The sequence below is a fragment of the Prauserella alba genome (assembly GCF_024171735.1).
GTDB lineage: Bacteria > Actinomycetota > Actinomycetes > Mycobacteriales > Pseudonocardiaceae > Prauserella > Prauserella alba.
Genome location: NZ_JAMTCH010000003.1, coordinates 1,927,178 through 1,945,140 on the forward strand (window position 1 = coordinate 1,927,178; position 17,963 = coordinate 1,945,140).

The 17,963-nt window shown below is 71.7% G+C and carries 13 protein-coding genes; 3 read left to right on the forward strand and 10 right to left on the reverse strand.

Features of this window, described 5'->3' with window-relative positions:
• Positions 1-52 precede the first annotated feature (52 nt).
• From opcA to LY12_RS08850, 3 genes are all read left to right on the forward strand, one after another.
• On the forward strand, positions 53-1,300 hold the full coding sequence (gene opcA, locus LY12_RS08840) for a glucose-6-phosphate dehydrogenase assembly protein OpcA (RefSeq protein WP_253854711.1): 1,248 nt from the start codon (positions 53-55) through the stop codon (positions 1,298-1,300).
• Positions 1,297-2,121: a 6-phosphogluconolactonase gene (gene pgl / locus LY12_RS08845; protein WP_253854714.1), complete on the forward strand. Its 825-nt coding sequence runs from the start codon at positions 1,297-1,299 to the stop codon at positions 2,119-2,121. The genes opcA and pgl overlap by 4 nt, the downstream gene beginning before the upstream one ends.
• 142 nt (positions 2,122-2,263) lie before the next feature.
• The gene (locus tag LY12_RS08850; RefSeq protein ID WP_253854716.1) at positions 2,264-3,517 is read left to right on the forward strand and encodes a sensor histidine kinase; all 1,254 of its coding nucleotides are present in this window, start codon (positions 2,264-2,266) and stop codon (positions 3,515-3,517) included.
• A gap of 319 nt (positions 3,518-3,836) precedes the next feature.
• Here LY12_RS08850 and LY12_RS08855 read toward each other — a convergent pair whose 3' ends face one another.
• The 10 genes from LY12_RS08855 to LY12_RS08900 all read right to left on the reverse strand — a co-directional run bounded on the left by LY12_RS08855 (position 3,837) and on the right by LY12_RS08900 (position 17,939).
• Positions 3,837-4,184, reverse strand: coding sequence for an RNA polymerase-binding protein RbpA (locus tag LY12_RS08855; protein ID WP_183651390.1), 348 nt, complete (start codon positions 4,182-4,184; stop codon positions 3,837-3,839).
• A gap of 47 nt (positions 4,185-4,231) precedes the next feature.
• Positions 4,232-4,462 carry a preprotein translocase subunit SecG gene (secG, locus tag LY12_RS08860; protein ID WP_253854718.1) on the reverse strand — a complete coding sequence of 77 codons (231 nt, stop codon included), beginning with the start codon at positions 4,460-4,462 and terminating at the stop codon, positions 4,232-4,234.
• A gap of 59 nt (positions 4,463-4,521) precedes the next feature.
• Positions 4,522-5,310, reverse strand: coding sequence for a triose-phosphate isomerase (gene tpiA, locus LY12_RS08865; RefSeq protein WP_253854720.1), 789 nt, complete (start codon positions 5,308-5,310; stop codon positions 4,522-4,524).
• A 133-nt stretch (positions 5,311-5,443) separates the two neighbouring features.
• Positions 5,444-6,649, reverse strand: coding sequence for a phosphoglycerate kinase (locus tag LY12_RS08870; protein WP_253854722.1), 1,206 nt, complete (start codon positions 6,647-6,649; stop codon positions 5,444-5,446).
• A gap of 3 nt (positions 6,650-6,652) precedes the next feature.
• Positions 6,653-7,657 (reverse strand): type I glyceraldehyde-3-phosphate dehydrogenase, encoded by a 1,005-nt coding sequence (gene gap, locus LY12_RS08875; RefSeq protein WP_253854724.1) that lies wholly within the window; start codon positions 7,655-7,657, stop codon positions 6,653-6,655.
• Positions 7,658-7,857: 200 nt separating this feature from the next.
• Positions 7,858-9,144 carry a winged helix DNA-binding domain-containing protein gene (locus LY12_RS08880; RefSeq protein ID WP_372493466.1) on the reverse strand — a complete coding sequence of 429 codons (1,287 nt, stop codon included), beginning with the start codon at positions 9,142-9,144 and terminating at the stop codon, positions 7,858-7,860.
• A gap of 44 nt (positions 9,145-9,188) precedes the next feature.
• Positions 9,189-13,631, reverse strand: coding sequence for a coiled-coil domain-containing protein (locus LY12_RS08885; protein WP_253854727.1), 4,443 nt, complete (start codon positions 13,629-13,631; stop codon positions 9,189-9,191).
• Between the two features lie 8 nt (positions 13,632-13,639).
• Complete coding sequence (locus LY12_RS08890; protein ID WP_301302467.1) at positions 13,640-14,371, reverse strand: hypothetical protein; 732 nt, start codon at positions 14,369-14,371, stop codon at positions 13,640-13,642.
• A 56-nt stretch (positions 14,372-14,427) separates the two neighbouring features.
• Positions 14,428-16,044: a hypothetical protein gene (locus tag LY12_RS08895; RefSeq protein WP_253854731.1), complete on the reverse strand. Its 1,617-nt coding sequence runs from the start codon at positions 16,042-16,044 to the stop codon at positions 14,428-14,430.
• 77 nt (positions 16,045-16,121) lie between these two features.
• Complete coding sequence (locus LY12_RS08900; protein ID WP_253854733.1) at positions 16,122-17,939, reverse strand: hypothetical protein; 1,818 nt, start codon at positions 17,937-17,939, stop codon at positions 16,122-16,124.
• Positions 17,940-17,963: the final 24 nt, after the last annotated feature.

A 17,963-nucleotide genomic window follows, 5' to 3' on the forward strand; every position in this document is an offset into this window, starting at 1 on the left:
ATCGCGGGGTGCCGTCCGGGTGCGGGCGTCCCGCAAAACACTGGAGGCGCCCGTGATCATCGATCTGCCGTCGACGACGACGTCGCAGTTGAACAAGAAAATGGTCGAGCTGCGGGAACGGGGCGGCGCGGTGGCGCTGGGCCGAGTGCTGACGCTCGTGATCGTCGCCGAGGACGACGAGCAGCTCGAGGACGCGATCGACGCGGCCAACGAGGCGAGCCGGGAGCATCCGTCCCGCGTGATCGTCGTGGCGAAAGGTGTCCGCACGGCGGCGCCGCGCATCGACGGTCAGATCCGGGTGGGCGGCGACGCCGGCGCGAGCGAGGTCGTGGTGCTCCGGTTGTACGGTCCGCTGGCGAGTCAGGGCCAGAGTGCGGTGGTGCCGCTGCTGTTGCCGGACGCACCGATCGTCACGTGGTGGCCGAGCAACGGTCCCAAGTCGCCGATGAAGGACCCGCTGGGCAAGCTGGCGCAGCGCCGGATCACCGACTCGGCTGCGGACAAGAACCCCATCCGGTCGCTGCTGGCCCGCTCCAAGGCGTACACCGACGGCGACACCGACCTGGCCTGGACGCGCTTGACGCATTGGCGGGCGCAGCTGGCCGGGGCGCTCGACCTGCCGCCGTACGAGCAGGTGACGGGCGCGACGGTGACCGGGGAGGCGGATTCGCCGTCGACGGAACTGCTCGCGGGCTGGCTGGCCGAGTATCTCGACGTGCCGGTCAAGCGGAACAAGACCTCGAGCGCGCAGGGAATCGTGTCCGTCACGTTGGATCGTCCGTCGGGCCCGGTCTCGATCGAGCGTCCCGACGGGCGTACCGGCACGCTCACGCAGCCGGGCCAGCCGATGCGCAAGGTGGCCCTGCACCGTCGGGACAACCGGGACTGCCTGATCGAAGAGCTGCGGCGGCTCGACTCGGACGCCGTGTACGAGGCGTCGCTGCGGGGTCTGGCGAAGTTGTCGGGCGCCCGGAGCCGGAGTTCCGCCTCGGGCAGCACCGCGGCGAAGCAAGGCACCGGGACGGCGTCCTCGACGAAGTCCTCGGCGAAGTCCTCGGCGAAGAGCACATCGGCCAAGAGCACATCGGCTTCGAAGAGCACGGCGTCGAAGGCGACCGGTTCGAAGACGGCATCGAAGTCCAGGGCCTCGTCGAAGACCGGCGGATCGTCGGCCAGGGGCACGTCCTCGACCCGATCGCGGACGTCGACCGGCTCCACGTCACCGAAGACCTCCACGACGCCGAAGACCTCGAAGACGTCCCAGGCTTCGGCCACCGACACCGGGAAGGACCGGGCATGAGCACCTCCGCCTCGCAGGCAGGCGACGTCGTCGTGCATTCCGATGCCGCCGTGCTGGCCGCGGCCACGGCCGCGCGGCTGATCACGGCACTCACCGATGCGCAGGCGGCCCGTGGTTCGGCGTCGGTGGTCCTCACCGGTGGCGGCACGGGTATCGCGATCCTGGAGCAGATGCGCCGCTCCCCCGCCAGGGACGCGGTCGACTGGTCACGGCTCGACGTGTTCTGGGGTGACGAACGGTTCGTCCCGGCCGGCGACCCCGAGCGCAACGAGAAACAGGCTCGTGAGGCGCTGCTCGACCACGTGCCGGTCGACCCCGCGCGGGTGCACGCGATGGCACCCTCCGACGGCGAGTTCGGGGACGATCCGGACGCCGCCGCGGCGGCCTACGCGCAGGCTCTGGCCACGGCGGCGGAGGCGACGGCGACAGCGACGGTGGCCACGGCTGGTGACGTCCCGGCGTTCGACGTGATGCTCCTCGGCCTCGGCGGCGAGGGGCACACCGCGTCGATCTTCCCGGACACCCCCGCTGCACACGAGGCCGAGCGGTCCGTGGTCGCGGTGCGGGACTGCCCGAAACCGCCACCGACCCGGGTGTCACTGACGTTCCCTGCGATCCGGCGGGCCACCGAGGTGTGGCTGGTGACCGCCGGGGCCGCGAAGGCGGACGCGGTCGCTGCGGCGCACCGCGGCGTGGGTGAGGTCGAGCTTCCGGTCGCGGGCGCCCGGGGAACCGCCAGGACGCTGTGGTTGCTCGACACCGAGGCCGCGGCGGAACTTCCCTGGTCACAGCGCGTACAGGAAAACCACCCGCAGGCGTGAGGCCGCCTGCACGCCCAGGTGGCGTCACACAAAAAACTTATGCGCGTTGCGTTAACATCCGCACACTTTTTCTCGAATAGGGAGACACTGCGGGGCAGGATGTTCTCTCATGGTGAGGTCCACAAGACGAGAGGTCTCGACCATGACCACAGAGGGAACGTTTCTCCCTGACGTCTCGCTTCAGGGCCCGCGCTCCGTGGCACACCGCGTACGCCTCGCGTTCTCCGCCATCAAGAATTCGCTGTCAACCTTGTGGAGCCGCACCGCGGTCCGGAGCACCGTCATCGACGCCTCGGTGTTCCTGATCGCCGTTCTGGACGTGTGGCTCGTCGTTCCCGACGACGCACCGACCTACTCGGTGTATCTGTCGGCACTCAGCTGCGGTGCACTCCTGCTGCGCCGCTGGTTCCCCTTCACCGTGCTGCTGCTCGCCGCGCCCGGGTTCATGGCGGGTTGGGCGCAGGTCGCCGCCATGATGGCGCTCGGGTTCCTGGCCACTCGCAAACAGACCCATTGGCAGGTCTGGGTCGGCGCCTGGGTCGTCTGGATGTGCCGCTTCATCCTGTGGCCGCTGGACGAGTTCGTCGCCCTGAGCTGGCAACTCCACGCGCTCGACATCATCTACAGCACGGTCGTCGCCGGTATGCCGCTGGCGATCGGGCTGCTCATCGGCGCCCGGCAACAACTCGCCACGCGCCTGGCCGAACTGGCCGCGAGCCGGGACCGCGAGCGCAAACTGCACGCCGAGATGGTCCGAACCGAGGAACGCACCCGGCTGGCCAGGGAGATGCACGACGTGGTGTCACACAACATCACGCTCATCGCGATGCAGGCCGGTGTACTCACCGCGGCCGCACCGGGCGGCGATGCGGAGCGGACCGCACGCACGATCCGGGAGCTGAGCACGCACACACTCGAAGAGCTGCGCGGCCTGGTCGGCCTCCTCCGGTCGGGATCGGCCGAGGACGAGCAGTCGCCGAAGGTCTGCGAGATCCCCGACCTCGTGCACGGTTGTCAGGTACCGGTGAAACTCGAACTCGACACGCTTCCCGCGGGTGTGCCTGACCGGGTGTCGGCGGCCGCCTACCGGACGGTGCAGGAATCGCTCACCAACGTGCGCAAGCACGCCCCGGGAGCGACGACCCTGGTGAAGGTGTCGGCCGACGACGAAGCGCTACTGGTGGAGGTCCGCAACGATCCGCCCGCGAGGGCCGCCGACAGCGGTCCGCTGCCCTCGGGTGGGTTCGGACTGACGGGGCTGGCCGAGCGCGCCAGGATGCTCGGCGGCACCGTCGAGTCGGCACCGACAGCCGACGGCGGGTTCTGCGTCACCGCCCGCTACCCCGTCGCTCCGGTGGGTGATAACGAGCCAGTGGAGGCGTCCGCAGCTTCGTAGCCGCGCCTCGCGGCTTCCTCCCGCTGCCCCGTCCCCGACACGGCGGGCACAACGACACGGCGGGCGCAACGACACGGCGGGCACAACTACGAAACGGGCAGGTCGGTGACTCGATACGTGGTCACCGGGCCGGGGGACGTGGGGACGCATGCGGTCCGTGACACATGCGTTCGCCGGCGACGGGATTCCGTCGCCGGCGAACGCATGACTACCGGCCTCGCGGCCGTTTCAGCCTCCCCGGTGTCGCACGCGGGCCGCGTCGGCGCCGCGACCGGTATCGAGGCCGCCGCCGGTATCGAGTTCTGCCCCCGAGGCCGGGTCACGCCCTGCCGCGGCGCTGACGCAGCTTCTCCAGTGCTTCTTCGAGGAGCGCTTCGCCCTCCTCGTCGCTGCGCCGTTCCTTCACGTACTCCAGATGCGACTTGAACGGCTCCGTCCGGCCCGCCGACGGCGGGTTCTGCACGTCCTGCCCACCCGGCAGGCCGCACTTCGGACAGTCCCATTCGTCCGGGATCTCGGCGTCGAGCGCGAACGACAGCCGCGACTCGTGCCCGTTGGCGCACCAGTACGACACGACGCTCCGCGGCGCGGTCTCGCCACGCTCGGATTCGCTCGACGGACCGGCCGCGCCGATACGCGTCCCCCGGATCGCGTTACCGCCAACCATCAAACCTCACCCACCAGTAACCCGGCGTGCGCTACGCACGCGACCGATCAGAGTTTGAGGAGCAGGCCGAGTCCGACGATGGCGATGAGCCAGACCGCGGCGAGCCCGATCGTGACCTTGTCCAGGTTCGACTCGGCCCGGCTCGAGCCGGCCAGGCTGGCCTGCATCCCGCCACCGAACAAGGACGACAGCCCCCCACCGCGGCCACGGTGCAGCAACACCGCGATGATCAGCAGAACGCTGGTCACGACCAACAAGATTTGCAGGAACAGTTGCATGTCATCCTCTGTCTACTGCGGGCGGCGAAGGCACCCAGAGTAGCGGGTGCCACACGCGGTCAGGGTAGCGGGCCTCCGGCGGCCATCGCGCAGAGTTTCGTGAATTCGTCGCCGTCGAGGCTGGCACCGCCGACGAGCGCACCGTCCACGTTCTCACAGGCGACGAGTTCGGCGATGTTGCCCGACTTCACCGAACCACCGTAGAGGACGCGCACCCCGGCGGCGAGGTCGGCACCGTACTTCTCGGTCAACGCGCTGCGGAGGGCGGCGCACACCTCCTCCGCGTCGGCCGGCGTCGCGACCCGGCCCGTGCCGATCGCCCACACCGGCTCGTACGCCACCACGACGTCGGCCACCTGCTCGGTCTTCAGACCCTTGAGGGCTTCGATGAGCTGGGTGGTCGTGTGGGAGATGTGATCACCGGCCTCCCGGACCTCAAGGGCCTCGCCGACGCACAGGATCGGCGTCAGGTCGTTCTTCAGCGCAGCTCGCACCTTCTTGCCGACCACCTCGTCGGTCTCGTCGTGGTGTTCCCGCCGCTCCGAGTGCCCGACCACCACGTAGGTGCAGCCGAGCTTGGCGAGCATCGACGCCGACACCTCGCCGGTGTAGGCACCGGACGCGTGCTGCGACACGTCCTGGGCCCCGTAGGTGAGCAACAGCTTGTCGCCGTCGACGAGCGTCTGCACGCTGCGGATGTCGGTGAACGGCGGGATGACCGCCACGTCGACCTTGGAGTAGTACTTCTCCGGCAAGGAGAAGGCGATCTTCTGCACCAGGGCGATGGCCTCGAGGTGGTTGAGGTTCATCTTCCAGTTGCCGGCGACGAGCGGCTTGCGCGTCGTCATACCTGCACCTCCAGGGGTCGATGGGGTGTTGGGGTGGACCACCAGTGGAATGGGGATGCAACCGTGCCGAGGGCACCGGACCGTGCGGCCACGGCGCCCTCGGCACGCATCAGCATGCGTCGGGTTCCGCGTGTCACTCGCTCAGGACGGCCACGCCGGGCAGGTCCTTGCCCTCCAGGTACTCCAGCGAGGCTCCACCGCCGGTGGAGATGTGCGAGAACCCGTCCTCGGGCAGCCCCAGCAGCCGCACCGCGGCCGCCGAGTCGCCGCCGCCGACGACGCTGAAGGCGTCGCCGTCGGCGATGGCCTGCGCGACGCCGCGGGTGCCGCCCGCGAACGGCTCCATCTCGAACACGCCCATCGGGCCGTTCCAGAACACCGTCTTCGCCGAGCCGACGGCGTCGGCGAACTGACGCACCGACTCCGGGCCGATGTCGAGACCCATCCAGCCGTCCTCGATCTCGCCGGCCGCCACCGTACGGGTCGCGGCGTCGGCGGAGAACGCGTCGGCGGCGACCACGTCGACCGGCAGTACGAGCTTGTCGCCCGCCTCGTCCAGCAGCCGCTTGCACACGTCGACCATCTCGGCTTCCAGCAGCGAGCTGCCCACGCCCTGGCCCTGTGCGGCCAGGAACGTGAAGCACATGCCGCCGCCGACCAGCAGCCGGTCGACCTTCGGCAGCAGCGCCTCGATGACCGCGAGCTTGTCGGACACCTTCGAGCCGCCGAGCACGACGGCGTACGGCCGCTGCGGGTCGCCGGTCAGCGTGCGCAGCACCTCGAGCTCGGACAGCACGAGACCGCCGGCGTAGGCGGGCAGCTCACGGGCGATGTCGTACACGGAGGCCTGTTTGCGGTGCACCACGCCGAAACCGTCGGAGACGAACGCGGCGTCGGAACCCACCAGCGAGACGAACTCCCGGGCCAAGGCGCCACGCTCGTCGGCGTCCTTGCTCGTCTCCCGTGGGTCGAAGCGGACGTTCTCCAGCATGGCGACCTGACCGTCGGCCAGACTCGCCGTGACGTCACGGGCCTCGCGCCCGACGACGTCACCGGCCAGCGGGACGTCGCTGCCGAGCAGCTCGCCCAGCCGCGCGGCGACGGGCCGCAACGAGTACGCGTCGTCGGGCGCACCCTTCGGCCTGCCCAGGTGTGCCGTGACGACCACCCGCGCACCCGCCTCGGCGAGGCGGCGGATGGTCGGCAGTGCGGCGCGGACCCGGCCGTCATCGGTGATGGTGGCGCCGTCGAGCGGCACGTTCAGGTCCGACCGGACCAGCACGTACCGCCCGGCGACTCCCCCACTGGACAGCAGATCGTCGAGGGACTTGACCGCCATGGCTCAGGACAGCTTCGAGCCGACGAGCTTCACGGCGTCCGCGAGGCGGTTGGAGTAACCCCACTCGTTGTCGTACCAGCCGACGACCTTGACCTGATTGCCGATCACCTTGGTCAGCGGCGCGTCGTAGATGCACGACGCCGGGTCGGTGACGATGTCCGAGGAGACGATGGGCTCCTCGCTGTAGCGCAGGATGCCCTGCAGCGGGCCCTCGGCCGCGGCCTTGTAGGCGTCGTTGATGGCCTCGACGCTCGCGCTCTTCGACAGCGTGACCGTGAGGTCCGTCGACGAGCCGGTCGGCACCGGCACCCGCAGCGCGTAACCGTCGAGCTTGCCGTTCAGCTCCGGCAGGACGAGGCCGATGGCCTTGGCTGCGCCGGTGCCGGTCGGCACGATGTTCAGCGCGGCGGCGCGGGCGCGGCGCAGGTCCTTGTGCGGGCCGTCCTGCAGGTTCTGGTCCGCCGTGTAGGCGTGCACCGTCGTCATCAGGCCCTCTTCGATGCCGAAGTTGTCGTTCAGCACCTTGGCGAGCGGACCGAGGCAGTTGGTGGTGCAGGACGCGTTCGAGATGATCGTCTGCGAACCGTCGTACTGGTCGTCGTTGACGCCCAGCACGACCGTCAGGTCCTCGCCCTTGGCCGGAGCGGACACGAGGACCTTCTTGGCGCCGCCCGCGATGTGGGCCTTCGCGTCGTCGGCGTTGGTGAAGAACCCGGTGGACTCGACGACCACGTCGACGCCCAGCTCGCCCCACGGCAGCTTCGCCGGGTCGCGCTCGGCGAGCGCCTTGATGGTCTTGCCTCCCACGACGATGCCCTCGTCGGACGTGGTGACCTCTTCCGGGTAACGGCCGAGCACGCTGTCGTACTTGAGCAGGTGGGCCATCGTGGAGACGTCACCGAGATCGTTGAAGGCGACGACCTCGATGTCGTGGCCGCTGGCCGCCGCGGCACGGAAGAAGTTGCGGCCGATCCGGCCGAAGCCGTTGACGCCTACGCGAACCGTCACGTCTGCTCTCTCCTCACAGTGTTCTCGACCCGGCTCGAAGGCCGGCTTGCACATCCTTGGGACGACCACACCCTAGCGTGGCGACCAGGCCATACCCGGATACCCCGTGCGAGACGTCGCGCACCTTGAACCTTGCAGAAATCGTTCAAGATCGCCCGGGTCACCTCGCCCGGCCACCCCGACGGGACAGAAGTCGCCGTTCACGCGCTCAACTCCCGTTCCAGCGGCGTCCGGAATCGCGGCACGACCACCGCGTCGGGCAGCCGGCCACGCAGCAGCCGCGTGAGCCGTTCGGCCTCGGTGGCCACCAGCGCCGCCCGTTCGGCGCCGACGTCCTCCAGCAGCCGTGTCACCACCTCACCCCCGGCCGACCCGTCGCCACGCCGGTGGGCCCAGCCGCCGACGATGCGGCCGTCGCACCAGATCGTGGGGCCGATGTTGCCACTGCGGTCGAACAGCGCCGAGCGGTGCGGCCCGACGAACCAGTCGCGGTCCGTCCACCCCATCGGCGTCGGATCGAGTGCGGGCAGGAGCGCGGCCCACGGGCGCGGATCGGGTGCGGGTTCGACGTCGTCGGCGGCCACGAACGCGGGCGCGCCGTCGACGTCCACCGTCGCGGCGCCGACGGCCGACAGCGCGCGGCGGACCTGCGCGGCCGTCCACCCGGTCCACCATCGGATGTCGGCCTCCCGCGCGGGCCCGTAGGCGTGCAGATAGCGGCCCAGCAACGCACCGCGCGCCTCCTCCGGGTCGGCCGCCGGGATGCCGCCGGGCAACCAGTCCTCGACCGGCGACCATTCGTACTGCGTCGACAGCCACGATCCGCCCGGCCTGCCGCGCACGATGCGACCGGCGGCCGCCAGCAGGAAGAGCACGCGGTTGGTGATGTAACCGGTCGATTCGTAGGGCTTGCCCGCCGCCATGACGATCTCCGTGCGCAGGCGGGGTTCGTCCTCGGCCAGCTGGGCCGCCCGCGCCGTACCCCGCGCCCGGAGGGCCGCGACGGTGGCCCCCTCGACGTCGGCCAACCAGCGTTCGAGGTCCGGCACACCGGTCTGTTCGAGGTGCCGTAACAGCAGCCTCCGCTGCGTGCGTTCGATGTCGACGGCACATCCGGCCTGCACCAGCGGCGCCACCCCGCGGCCGACGACGAACATCGTGCGGCGCATCCCGAGCATCCGCAGTACCGAACGCTCCTCGTACAACGCGCGATCCACCGCGTCGACGGCGTCGGCCGTGTCGGCGGCGTCCGCTGCATCGACGGCGTTGATGGCGTCGGTGGCGTCCACCGCGTCGGCGGTGGCGTGACCACCGGTGCCCGGCCCGGCGAGCCGCGCCGCCGCGGACAGATACACGGTCGCCGGGTCCGTGGCGTGCAGCGCGACCAGGCCGTCGGCCACGGCCGCGACGCTGCCCGCGGGCTCACTCAGGGCATGCCGCCGCGCCAGGCGGGCCCGCCGCTCGGCCGCGGTCATCGTCGGAGTCACGGCTCGTGTCTACCAGCAGTCCCCGACGGGAACCGGCCCGCGGCTCAGCCCGCGGCCGACTTCGTGTACACCCGGGTCGAGGTCAGCCGGGCCGTGCCGTCGGGGTCGGGCAACTCGTCCAGTCGGCTGCGCATCGTCGCGTCGACCGACAGGTACTTGCGGCCCGCACGCAGGTCGGCGTCGTTGCGCAGCCGCACGATCAGCGGGAACTCCGCCAGCGCCCCCGCGTCGAACAGCCCGGTCGTGTAGACGAGCTGCACGCCCAGTGCGCTCGCCACGGCGCGCTGCAGCTCCAGCAGATAACCCGCCGAGGCCCGGCCGATCGGATTGTCGAGGAACAGCACACCCGAGTGCGGATTCCGCATCCGACCGCGGTTGTTGGCGCGCAGCGCCGCGAGGGTGCAGTACAGGATGATCGCCGCGGTGAGCTGCTGACCACCGGAGAACACGTCGCGGATCTCCGAAACCCGTTGGCGTTCGGTACGCAGGACCGAGTCGGGTTTGAGCATGTCCACGCGGAAGCCCTTCGGCACCGCCGCGCGCACCCCGCGCAGCAGCAGCGACAGCCCGTCGCGTTTGACGTCCCTGCCGTCGGCGGTCTTGCCCGCGGCAGCCTCGTCGACGACCTCGCCGAGGGCCGTGGCCAGGTCGGCGTCGTCGAGCTCGGTGAACCGGACGCGGAGGAACTCCTGACCGGACCAGTCGCCGAGACCGTCGGGCAGGCGCGACACCCGCTGCGCCGAGCGCAGCGTGCGGATCGCGCCCTCGACCATGCTCTGCAGCCGCGTGACGATGCCGGAGCGGTGACGGTCGATCTGCGCGAGGTCGTCCGTGAGCGTCCGCAGTCGCGGTCGTAGCGCCTCGGCCCACTCCTCGGCGTGCTCGGGCAGGCTGTCGCGGCGAACCGACACGACCTGCTGCCGCACCGGCGTGTCCAGCTGCTCGAACCGCTTCTCCGTGGCGTACTGGGCCAGCGTGTCGGCGGCGGCCCTCACCCGCGCCGCGGCCTCGTCGACCTGCTGCTGCGCCGCGGTGAGCCGTCCGGTGAGTTCGGTCGCGCGCGCCTGCGCCTCCTCCACGTCACCGTCGAACGCCCGTGCGGGCTCCCCCGCCGGCACGTACGGCGCGAGCGACTCGGCCAGCAACCGGAACCCGGACGCGCTCTGCTTCGCGGCGTCGGCCGATGCCTGCGCGGCCGCATGCCGCTGCCGCAGCTCCTCCCACTCCCGCGCGGCGGCCGACACCTCGTCGGCGGCCTCGTCGATGAGCTCACGGCCGTGGTCGACGTCGCGCGGGCGGGTGAGCGTGTCCAGCGGCCCCGACGGCGACGGCAGCTGTTCCAGTTCCGCCTTCCTGGTGGCGAGCCTGCCGATCACCTCGGTGCGTTCGGCCTCCAGGGTCTCCACGGCCCGCGCCGCGCGCGCCTGCGCAGCGGCGCGGGCCGACGAGTCCGAGCCGTCGGGCGTGTCGAGGAGTTCGGCCGCGCGGGCGCGCACGTCCTCGTCGAGGTTCTCCAGCGCCGCCCTGGCCGCCGATTCGGCGGTCTCGGCCTGCTCGAGTTCGGCCCGCAGGTCACCACCCACCTCGACCCGGGCGTAGGCCTCGGCCGCCGACGTGAACGCCCGGCGCAGGGCGTCGACCGGTTCGCCGGGCACCGGCTCGTCGGCAGCCACCGACCCGCCGCCGGGCACCTCCGCCAGCTCGCCGCGTGCGGTGGTCGCGGTGCGCCGGTGGCCGTCGGCCGTGCGCCGGTGTTCCGCCACCTGGTCCCGCAGCCGGGCCGCCCGTGCCGCGGCGTCCCCGGCCCGCTGTTCGGCGAGCGAGGCCGCCTCCGTGGCCCGCTGTGCCTCCTCGGTCCACTGCGCCATCCGGCCCGCCCGGCCGGCGAGCTCGTCGAGGGTGCGCGCAGCGTCCTCCGCACGCCGGGCCTCGGTCCGCAACGCCGGTATCCGGTCCCGCAGCCCGTCGCGCTTCTCGGTGAGCCGTGCGGCGGTCTGTTCGGCCTCCTCGGCGCCCCGCTCGGCCGTCTCCCGTGCTGTCTCGGCCTCCTGGGCGCGCTCGGCCAGCACGGCGATGCTTCCGGGCGGGTAGTCCTCGCGCCAGGCGGTGAGCTTCCAGGTCAGCGCGGCGTCCCGGCCGATCGACTCCTCCAGGTCGGCGAGCCTGCGCTGACGGTCGTGCTGGCGGCGGCTGATGGCCTCGCGTTCCGCGTCGGCGGCGTCCTCGTCGTACATCGCCGGGTTCGGCGGGACGAGGAACGCGACGCCGGGTGCCTCACCGAGCTCGCGGTCGGCCAACGCCGCGGTCGTGCCGACGGCGATGGCGGCGCCCGGCAGGAGGCGATGCTCCGTCAGCACCTCCTGGGCACGGCCGAGCTGCGCCGGGTCGTTGAGCAGCACGCCCGACACCAGCTGCGGAGCCCGCTGCACGGCGCCGGCACGCGTCGACGCGTCGAGCGTGGACAGATAGCGCCACCCCGACCACGCCGTGATTCCCGCCTGTTCGAGGACCTCGAGCGCGGCCTGCAGCTCCTCGGGCGCGGGCAACAGGCCGCCCGAGCCGAGTGCGCCCAGCGCGCGTTCGTCCCGCGACTCCTCCATCCGCAGCGTCGTCTGCTCGCGTTCGGCCTCACCGCGTGCCTCGGCGAGCCGTTCCAGCACCGCCGGCGTGTCGGTCTCCAGCGTGACGGTGTCGGTGCCGAGCAGCTCGGCCAGCCGCGGCTCGGCGGCGAGCGCGTCGGTGCGGCGATGCGCGCGCGTGAGTTCCTCGGCGGCCCACTGGGCACGGTCGCGCGCACTCGCCGTCTCCCGCTGCGCCTCGTGCGCGGCGGTCTGGGCGGCGCCGAGCTCCTCGGCCACCCGCTCCAGCTCGGCTTCCCTGCGGGCCAGCTCCGCGGTGGCCTCCTCCCCCTCGGCCACGGCCGTCCGTGCCGCCTCGGCGACGTCGGCCCCGTGGCTCACCAGCCCGTCGGCGGTCGCCTGCGCGATCTCCGTCCGCACCTCCTCCAGCCGAGCGGTCAGCCCGTCGGCCTCGGCACGCCGGTTCGCGGCCGTCGAGGTGGCCTCGTCCCGTTCCCGCTGTGCGTCCTCTGCCTCGGCCTGCAGGTCCGTGGCCTGCCGGTCGGCCTCGTCGGCCTGCTGCCCGGCCTCCTGCGCCAACCCGAGCAGCCCCCGCGCCAGCGCCGTCGCCGCGGCGTTCTTCGCCTCCAGCGCGGGCCGCGCCTTCTCCTCCCTGCTGCCGACGAGCTCGCGGATGTCGGCGGCCTTCCGGGTGGCGCCCAGGTGCGTCAGCACGGTCCCGGTCTCCCGCCACGCCTCGGCGACGGTCTTCGCCTCCGCGAGTTCGGCGTCGATGCGTTCGGACTCGGTCTGCGCCTCGTCCCGCAACATCGCGGCGACCTGCCTGCGCAGTTCGGTCAGTACGGCCTGCTTGCGCCGGTGGTCGCCCTCGGCGAGCCGTTCGGCGTCGGCGACCTCCTGCGCGTGCGCGGTCAGCGTGTCGAGTCGTTCGGCCTCGGCGGCGTTCCTGCCCGCCACGTCACCGGCGAGCGTCTCGAGCTCCGCGCGGGCTTCGCCGGCGAGTTTCCTCGCCGCGGCCGCGAGCTTCTCCTCGTCGATCAGCGGGGTGAGCGCATCCAGGGCACCGGCCACGAAGTCCCGCTCGGTCATCAGCTCGCCGCGCTGGGCGAGATTGTCCGCGTAGGTGACCACGACGTCGGCGAGGTCCTTCGGCTCGTCCTCGGTGATCACCGCACGCAGCAGGAACTCGACGAACGCCTCGTCGGTGTTGAACGCGAACGCGTCCGCCGCCTCGCCCTCGCCCGCGTTCATGGCGCGCTGATAGCGGAACAGCTCGGTGTCCAGGCCGAGCTGGTCGAGCCGCTCGGTCCACTCGTGGTGCCTGCGGGTCCAGAACAGCTGCAGTTCCGGCACATCCCCGTGCAGCGACGTCATCCGGCCGTGGAAACCGGACACGGTCAGCAGTTTGCCCTCGGCGGTCAGCGGCAGTGACTCCAGGCCGACGTCGGCGCCGGGACGGAAGCAGTACCACGAGTCGACCAGGTTGGCCGGGTCCGACGACGACACGTGGCCGCGCCACTCGGAGACCTTGCCGGTGATCAGCCGCTCGCCGGTCTCGACGTGCTGCCATTCGAGCACGACGTGCGCGACGTCCTTCGACCCGACGAACTTCTCCAGCACCCGCGTGTTGGTCGTGCCGACGACCTGCCGCCTGCCCGGCAGCATGACCGAGAAGATCAGCTTGATCAGCACCGACTTCCCGCCGCCGTTCTCCAGGAACAACACACTCGCCGGTGACGGGCGGCGCGGCGGCCCGGCCTCGGCGTGGTGGATCCCCGCACCGAACAGCGCGTCCTGCGTCGGCGTGGCCACCACGTCCCCGACGCCGGAGAAGTCCAGCACGACGTCCTGGTACCGCGCGCCACTCGGGCCCACCGAGTGCAGGCGCACCCGCGACAGCTCGTACATCCACTCCCCTACAGCGTGTCGGTGGCCGACGCCCTGAGCGTCGAACCGTCCCCCGGAACCGCGACGACCCCGAGTGCGAGCAGCTCGTCGAACGCGGCGTCGGCCGCCAGCTCGCGCACCTGCACCTGGTAACGCGGTGTCGTCCGGTACGTCCCGCCCTGCTCGGAACTCACCGCGACGAGGAATCCCTGCTCGGCCAGGAACCGTAGCGCCCGCGTCACCATCCCGCGCGTGGTGTCCGGGGCGAGCCTGCCGTCCTTGGTCGCCGCGGTGGCGGGCCTGCGCGCGTACGCGCGCCACGCCTGTTCCAGCTCGGGCGCGTCGGCGAGCGGATCGGTGTTCGCCGCGGCCCGTTCGTCGAGGATCCGGCACGCCTCCCGCACGACCCCGTCCACCTGCTCGACGCTCACCCTGCCGATGTAGGTGTCGTTGGCCAGGTCGTCGGGCCGCGGATAGCCCAGCGCCGCCGTCGCCAGGTGGATGAGCCCGTGCAGGACCTTCTCCGTGTCGCGCCGTTCCCTGATCTTCGACTGCCGCGCGTAGCTGTCCATCTTGATCTCGAAGACCGACTCGTCCGTGGCGGCCAGCACCGCACCGGCCTGTGCGTTCACCTCGAGCACCATCAGGCCCAGCCCGGCGGCCACGGCGTGGGTGAGCTGTTTGAACGCGCTGTCCTCGCCGTAGCGACGCACCAGGTCGGCGTAGACCACGTCCCGTCCCGGCACGAGCTTGGGCCGCATGCCGAACGCGAGCAGTCGCGCCGCCGCCTCGGCGTCGGCCGACGCATGTCCCGTGCTCACAGTGCAGCCTCCTCGATGGACTCGGTGTCGTCGAACAGGTCGGGCGCGCGCTCCACGCCGTCGGCGTCGGTCGCCACCGGGTCCTCGCCGCCACCGGCGAGTCCACCGGCTCCGGTGCCGGTGTCGCCACCGGTCTCTTCGCCACGGGGGTCGCCGGGGTCGCCGGGGTCGCCGTCGACGGCCGCGGACATCAGCAACAGGTCGGCACCGCCGATCTCGGGGTCGTCCAGCTCGGCGCCGTCGTCGACGGCCAGCAGCACCGACTGCTGCGACTGCCGCAGCGCGCCGCCGACCTCGGGGCCGTACGCGTGCACGGCGCGCAGTGCGACCAGCCGCGCGACCGCCGGATCGGCGGTGCGGGCCTCCTCCAGCAGACCCGAGAGCCGCCGCGGCACCTCGGGCAGATCCAGCAGCGCATCGGCCTGCCGCCACTGGTCGTCGGTGAACGCGTCGACGTCGTCGGCCGGTTGCAGCTCCGGATCGGGTACCTCACCGACCACGTGGTCGCGTTCCGGTGCGGGCCGCAGCAGCAGCGACACCAGCGACGGCAGTGACGGCACGCTCGGCACCGTGGTGCCGGCCCCGGCGCGGAAGTAGGCCTCGACCGGCGCGAGGGCATCGGACAACGGCAGGTCCAGGGTCGGCGTGAGCAACTGCCCGAACACGTCGACCGCGGAGCGCTGGGCGGGTCCGGAGAACTGCTGCCGGTCCTGCTCGGCGCGGAACACGGCGCCCGCCGCCTGCAACCGGTTCTGCAGCTGGGTGTGCCTGCGAATGCAGTCCGCCACGATGTCGACGAGCTCGGCGGCACGGCGCTTGTGGTCGGGATCCTCCGCCTCGTCCCTGGCTGCCGTGATGTTCTTCAGGATCGCCGTCTCCGCGCGGAACCGGGACTCGATGTGCGTCAGCGCGGAGTCGAGCAGTTCGGGCAGTTCGCGCTCCCAGTCGACCGAACGCACGTCACGACGAGTCGCGTCGAGCTTGGCGCGCAGGATCTCGCCGTACTGGACGGTGCGGTAGCGCGCCTGCTCCGCGGCGAGCTTCGCGTCGGCGAGCCTGCCGCGCGTGATCAGGTTCTCGAGTTTGACCTCGGCGGCGACGTGGGCCGATTCGACGTCGGTGTCCAGCGCACCGACGAGCACGTTGATCGCCTCGTCGGTCGCGCGGAGGTAGACCTCACCGTCCGATGCGGCCAGCTCGACGAGCAGCTTGAAGTCGAACGCACGCCGCCGGTACGCCCCGTCGGCGTCGACGGCCCCGTACACGCGGCGGAACCCGCGGTCGGTGGTGCCGACGTTGATCAGGTTGTCGAGCACCCATCGCGCCACGCGCGCGTGCTCGTCGGCCGTGCGATCCGGTGCCTGGGCCGCGATGAACGGCAACAGCCTGCGGGTGACCTGCTGGTGGTCGGCGCCGGTGTCGAAGTCCATCGCGATCGTGACCTGGTCGATCGTGTGGAGCCCGATCTCCGCCATCTGGTAGACGGTCGCGTCGGCCCAGTCGAGCTTGGACTTGCGGGCGTCCAGGTCGTGCAGCGGCGCGGTGCACGCGAGTGCCTTCAGCCGGCGCGCGAGCCCCTCGTCGGCGTCGGCGGTCGTCTCGTCAGCTCGCACGGTGTGAGGTTAAGGCAGCCGGGCCGCACGGTTCCGGGCGGGGAACCGTGGCCCCGGTGCCCACCGAACGCCGCCGCCTACCCGACCGGCGAGGACCGCTCCGGAGACGGAGGATCGCCCCGGTCGGAGCCGGTGTCCGCGGGAACGTCGCCTGCGGGAGTGTCGTCGGCTGGAGTGTTGTCGGCTGGAGCGCCGCCACGGCCGGTCCCGCCCGCAGGGGACGGGCCTCCTGGCTCGCCGGATGCCCCGTGCACCGGTTCACGGTGACCGTTGCCGTTGCCGTTGCCGCCGGCCGCACCGTCGCCGTCCACGGCGCCGTTGCCGTTCGCGGCCGCGTTGCCGCTTCCGTCACCCGGACCGACCCGGCCGTTGCCGCCGGGATGCCACTGCCCGGCGCCGTGACCGGGCCCGTCGTCGGGCGCAGGCGCGCCGACCGGTCCCTCGTCACGCCGCTTCCGGTGCCACAGCAGCGCCGTCAGTGCGAGCACGCCCGCCAGCGGCAGCAGCGTGATGCCGGGCAGCTGATAGCGCCACGAGAACTCGAACGCCGCGGCACCGCCGAGTGACACGAGCGCCATGCCCGCGGGCAACAGCATCGCCGACCGCAGGCCACTGGCCCGCGCCCTGCGGGTCACCCCGAACCCGGCGGCCAGTGCGAGCAGCAGCGCCACGCCCAGCACGTTGCCCGGGGTGAAGCCGCCGAACAGCTGGTACCAGCGCAGCGCCCGCCCCAGCGTCGGCCGGGACTCCGGTTCCTCGCCGCTGTAACGGAGTGCGTACTCCCGGCTCTTCTCCTCGTGGTTGTAGAACTGGTACGTCGGCTGGAAGTGCCACCGTGTGACCGACACGTCACCCGGCGTGTCGACCCGCCAGCCCCGGAAGCCCTTGAGGAAGTCGGTCATGACGGCGACGGCGACGTCGAACGGCTGCTGCCGGATGACCTCCTTGCCGAAGTCCTGCTGGATCGCGACGATGTTCGTGCCCTCCGGCCACTGCGCTCGCCACTCGGCGTTGGCGCCCATGTGCGCGTACTGGTCGCTGCCGAGCCGCTCGCCCAGCGGCTCGTCGGGGCACGCCGTGCGCAGCCGCTCCGAGAGCTCCAGGTTCTGGCAGTCGGCCACGACGGCACCGCGGGCGTAGAGCACGTTGCCGGTCGACGGGCTCAGCGCGAAGTGGCCGGCCCAGCTCGCGTAGTACGCGCCGTAGCCCACGACGACGAGGGCGAACGGCAGCAGCAGCGTGGCAACCCTGACCAGAATCGTCCGCCACGCCGCCCACGTGCCCCAGCGCCGCCAGACACCACCCGCGATGAGCAGGAACACCACGGCGGGCAGCGCGAGCGGCAACGCGACCATGCGGAACACGACGGCGACGCCGAACAGCACACCCGCCACGGCCGTCGCCCACACCGGCGGCTGTCCACCGCGCTTCGTGCCGAGCAGCAGCCACAGCAGCGCGACCAGGATGACCTGGAACCAGACGTCCGACATGATCATCTGCTCGATCTGCACCTCGTAGGCGTCGAGCAGGACCGGTGCCGCGGCCAGCGCGGCCAGCCAGTTCCGGCGCACGCCCAGCCGGCGTGCCAGTGCGTAGAGCGCGATACCGCAGGCCAGTCCCGCGACGTGCTGCAGGAACGACACGAGTCCCAGTCCGCCGACCGCGAGCACCGGTTCGAGGACGAACAGGTCGTAGCCGATCGGGTGCAGACCCGTCGGGTTGTGGGTGCCGACGTTGTCGAGGTAGCGGAACGAGTCGCCGTACAGCAACGCGGGCGGGTACGCCAGCCACGCGGCGGCGCGCAGCCCGAGGCCGGCGACGAACACGACGAGGAAGAGCCAGTGGTGGCGGCCGAGGTCGAGAGCACGGCGCTTCAACAGCGCGGGAGCGAGCACGTCAGGAAGCTAGCAACCCGGCCC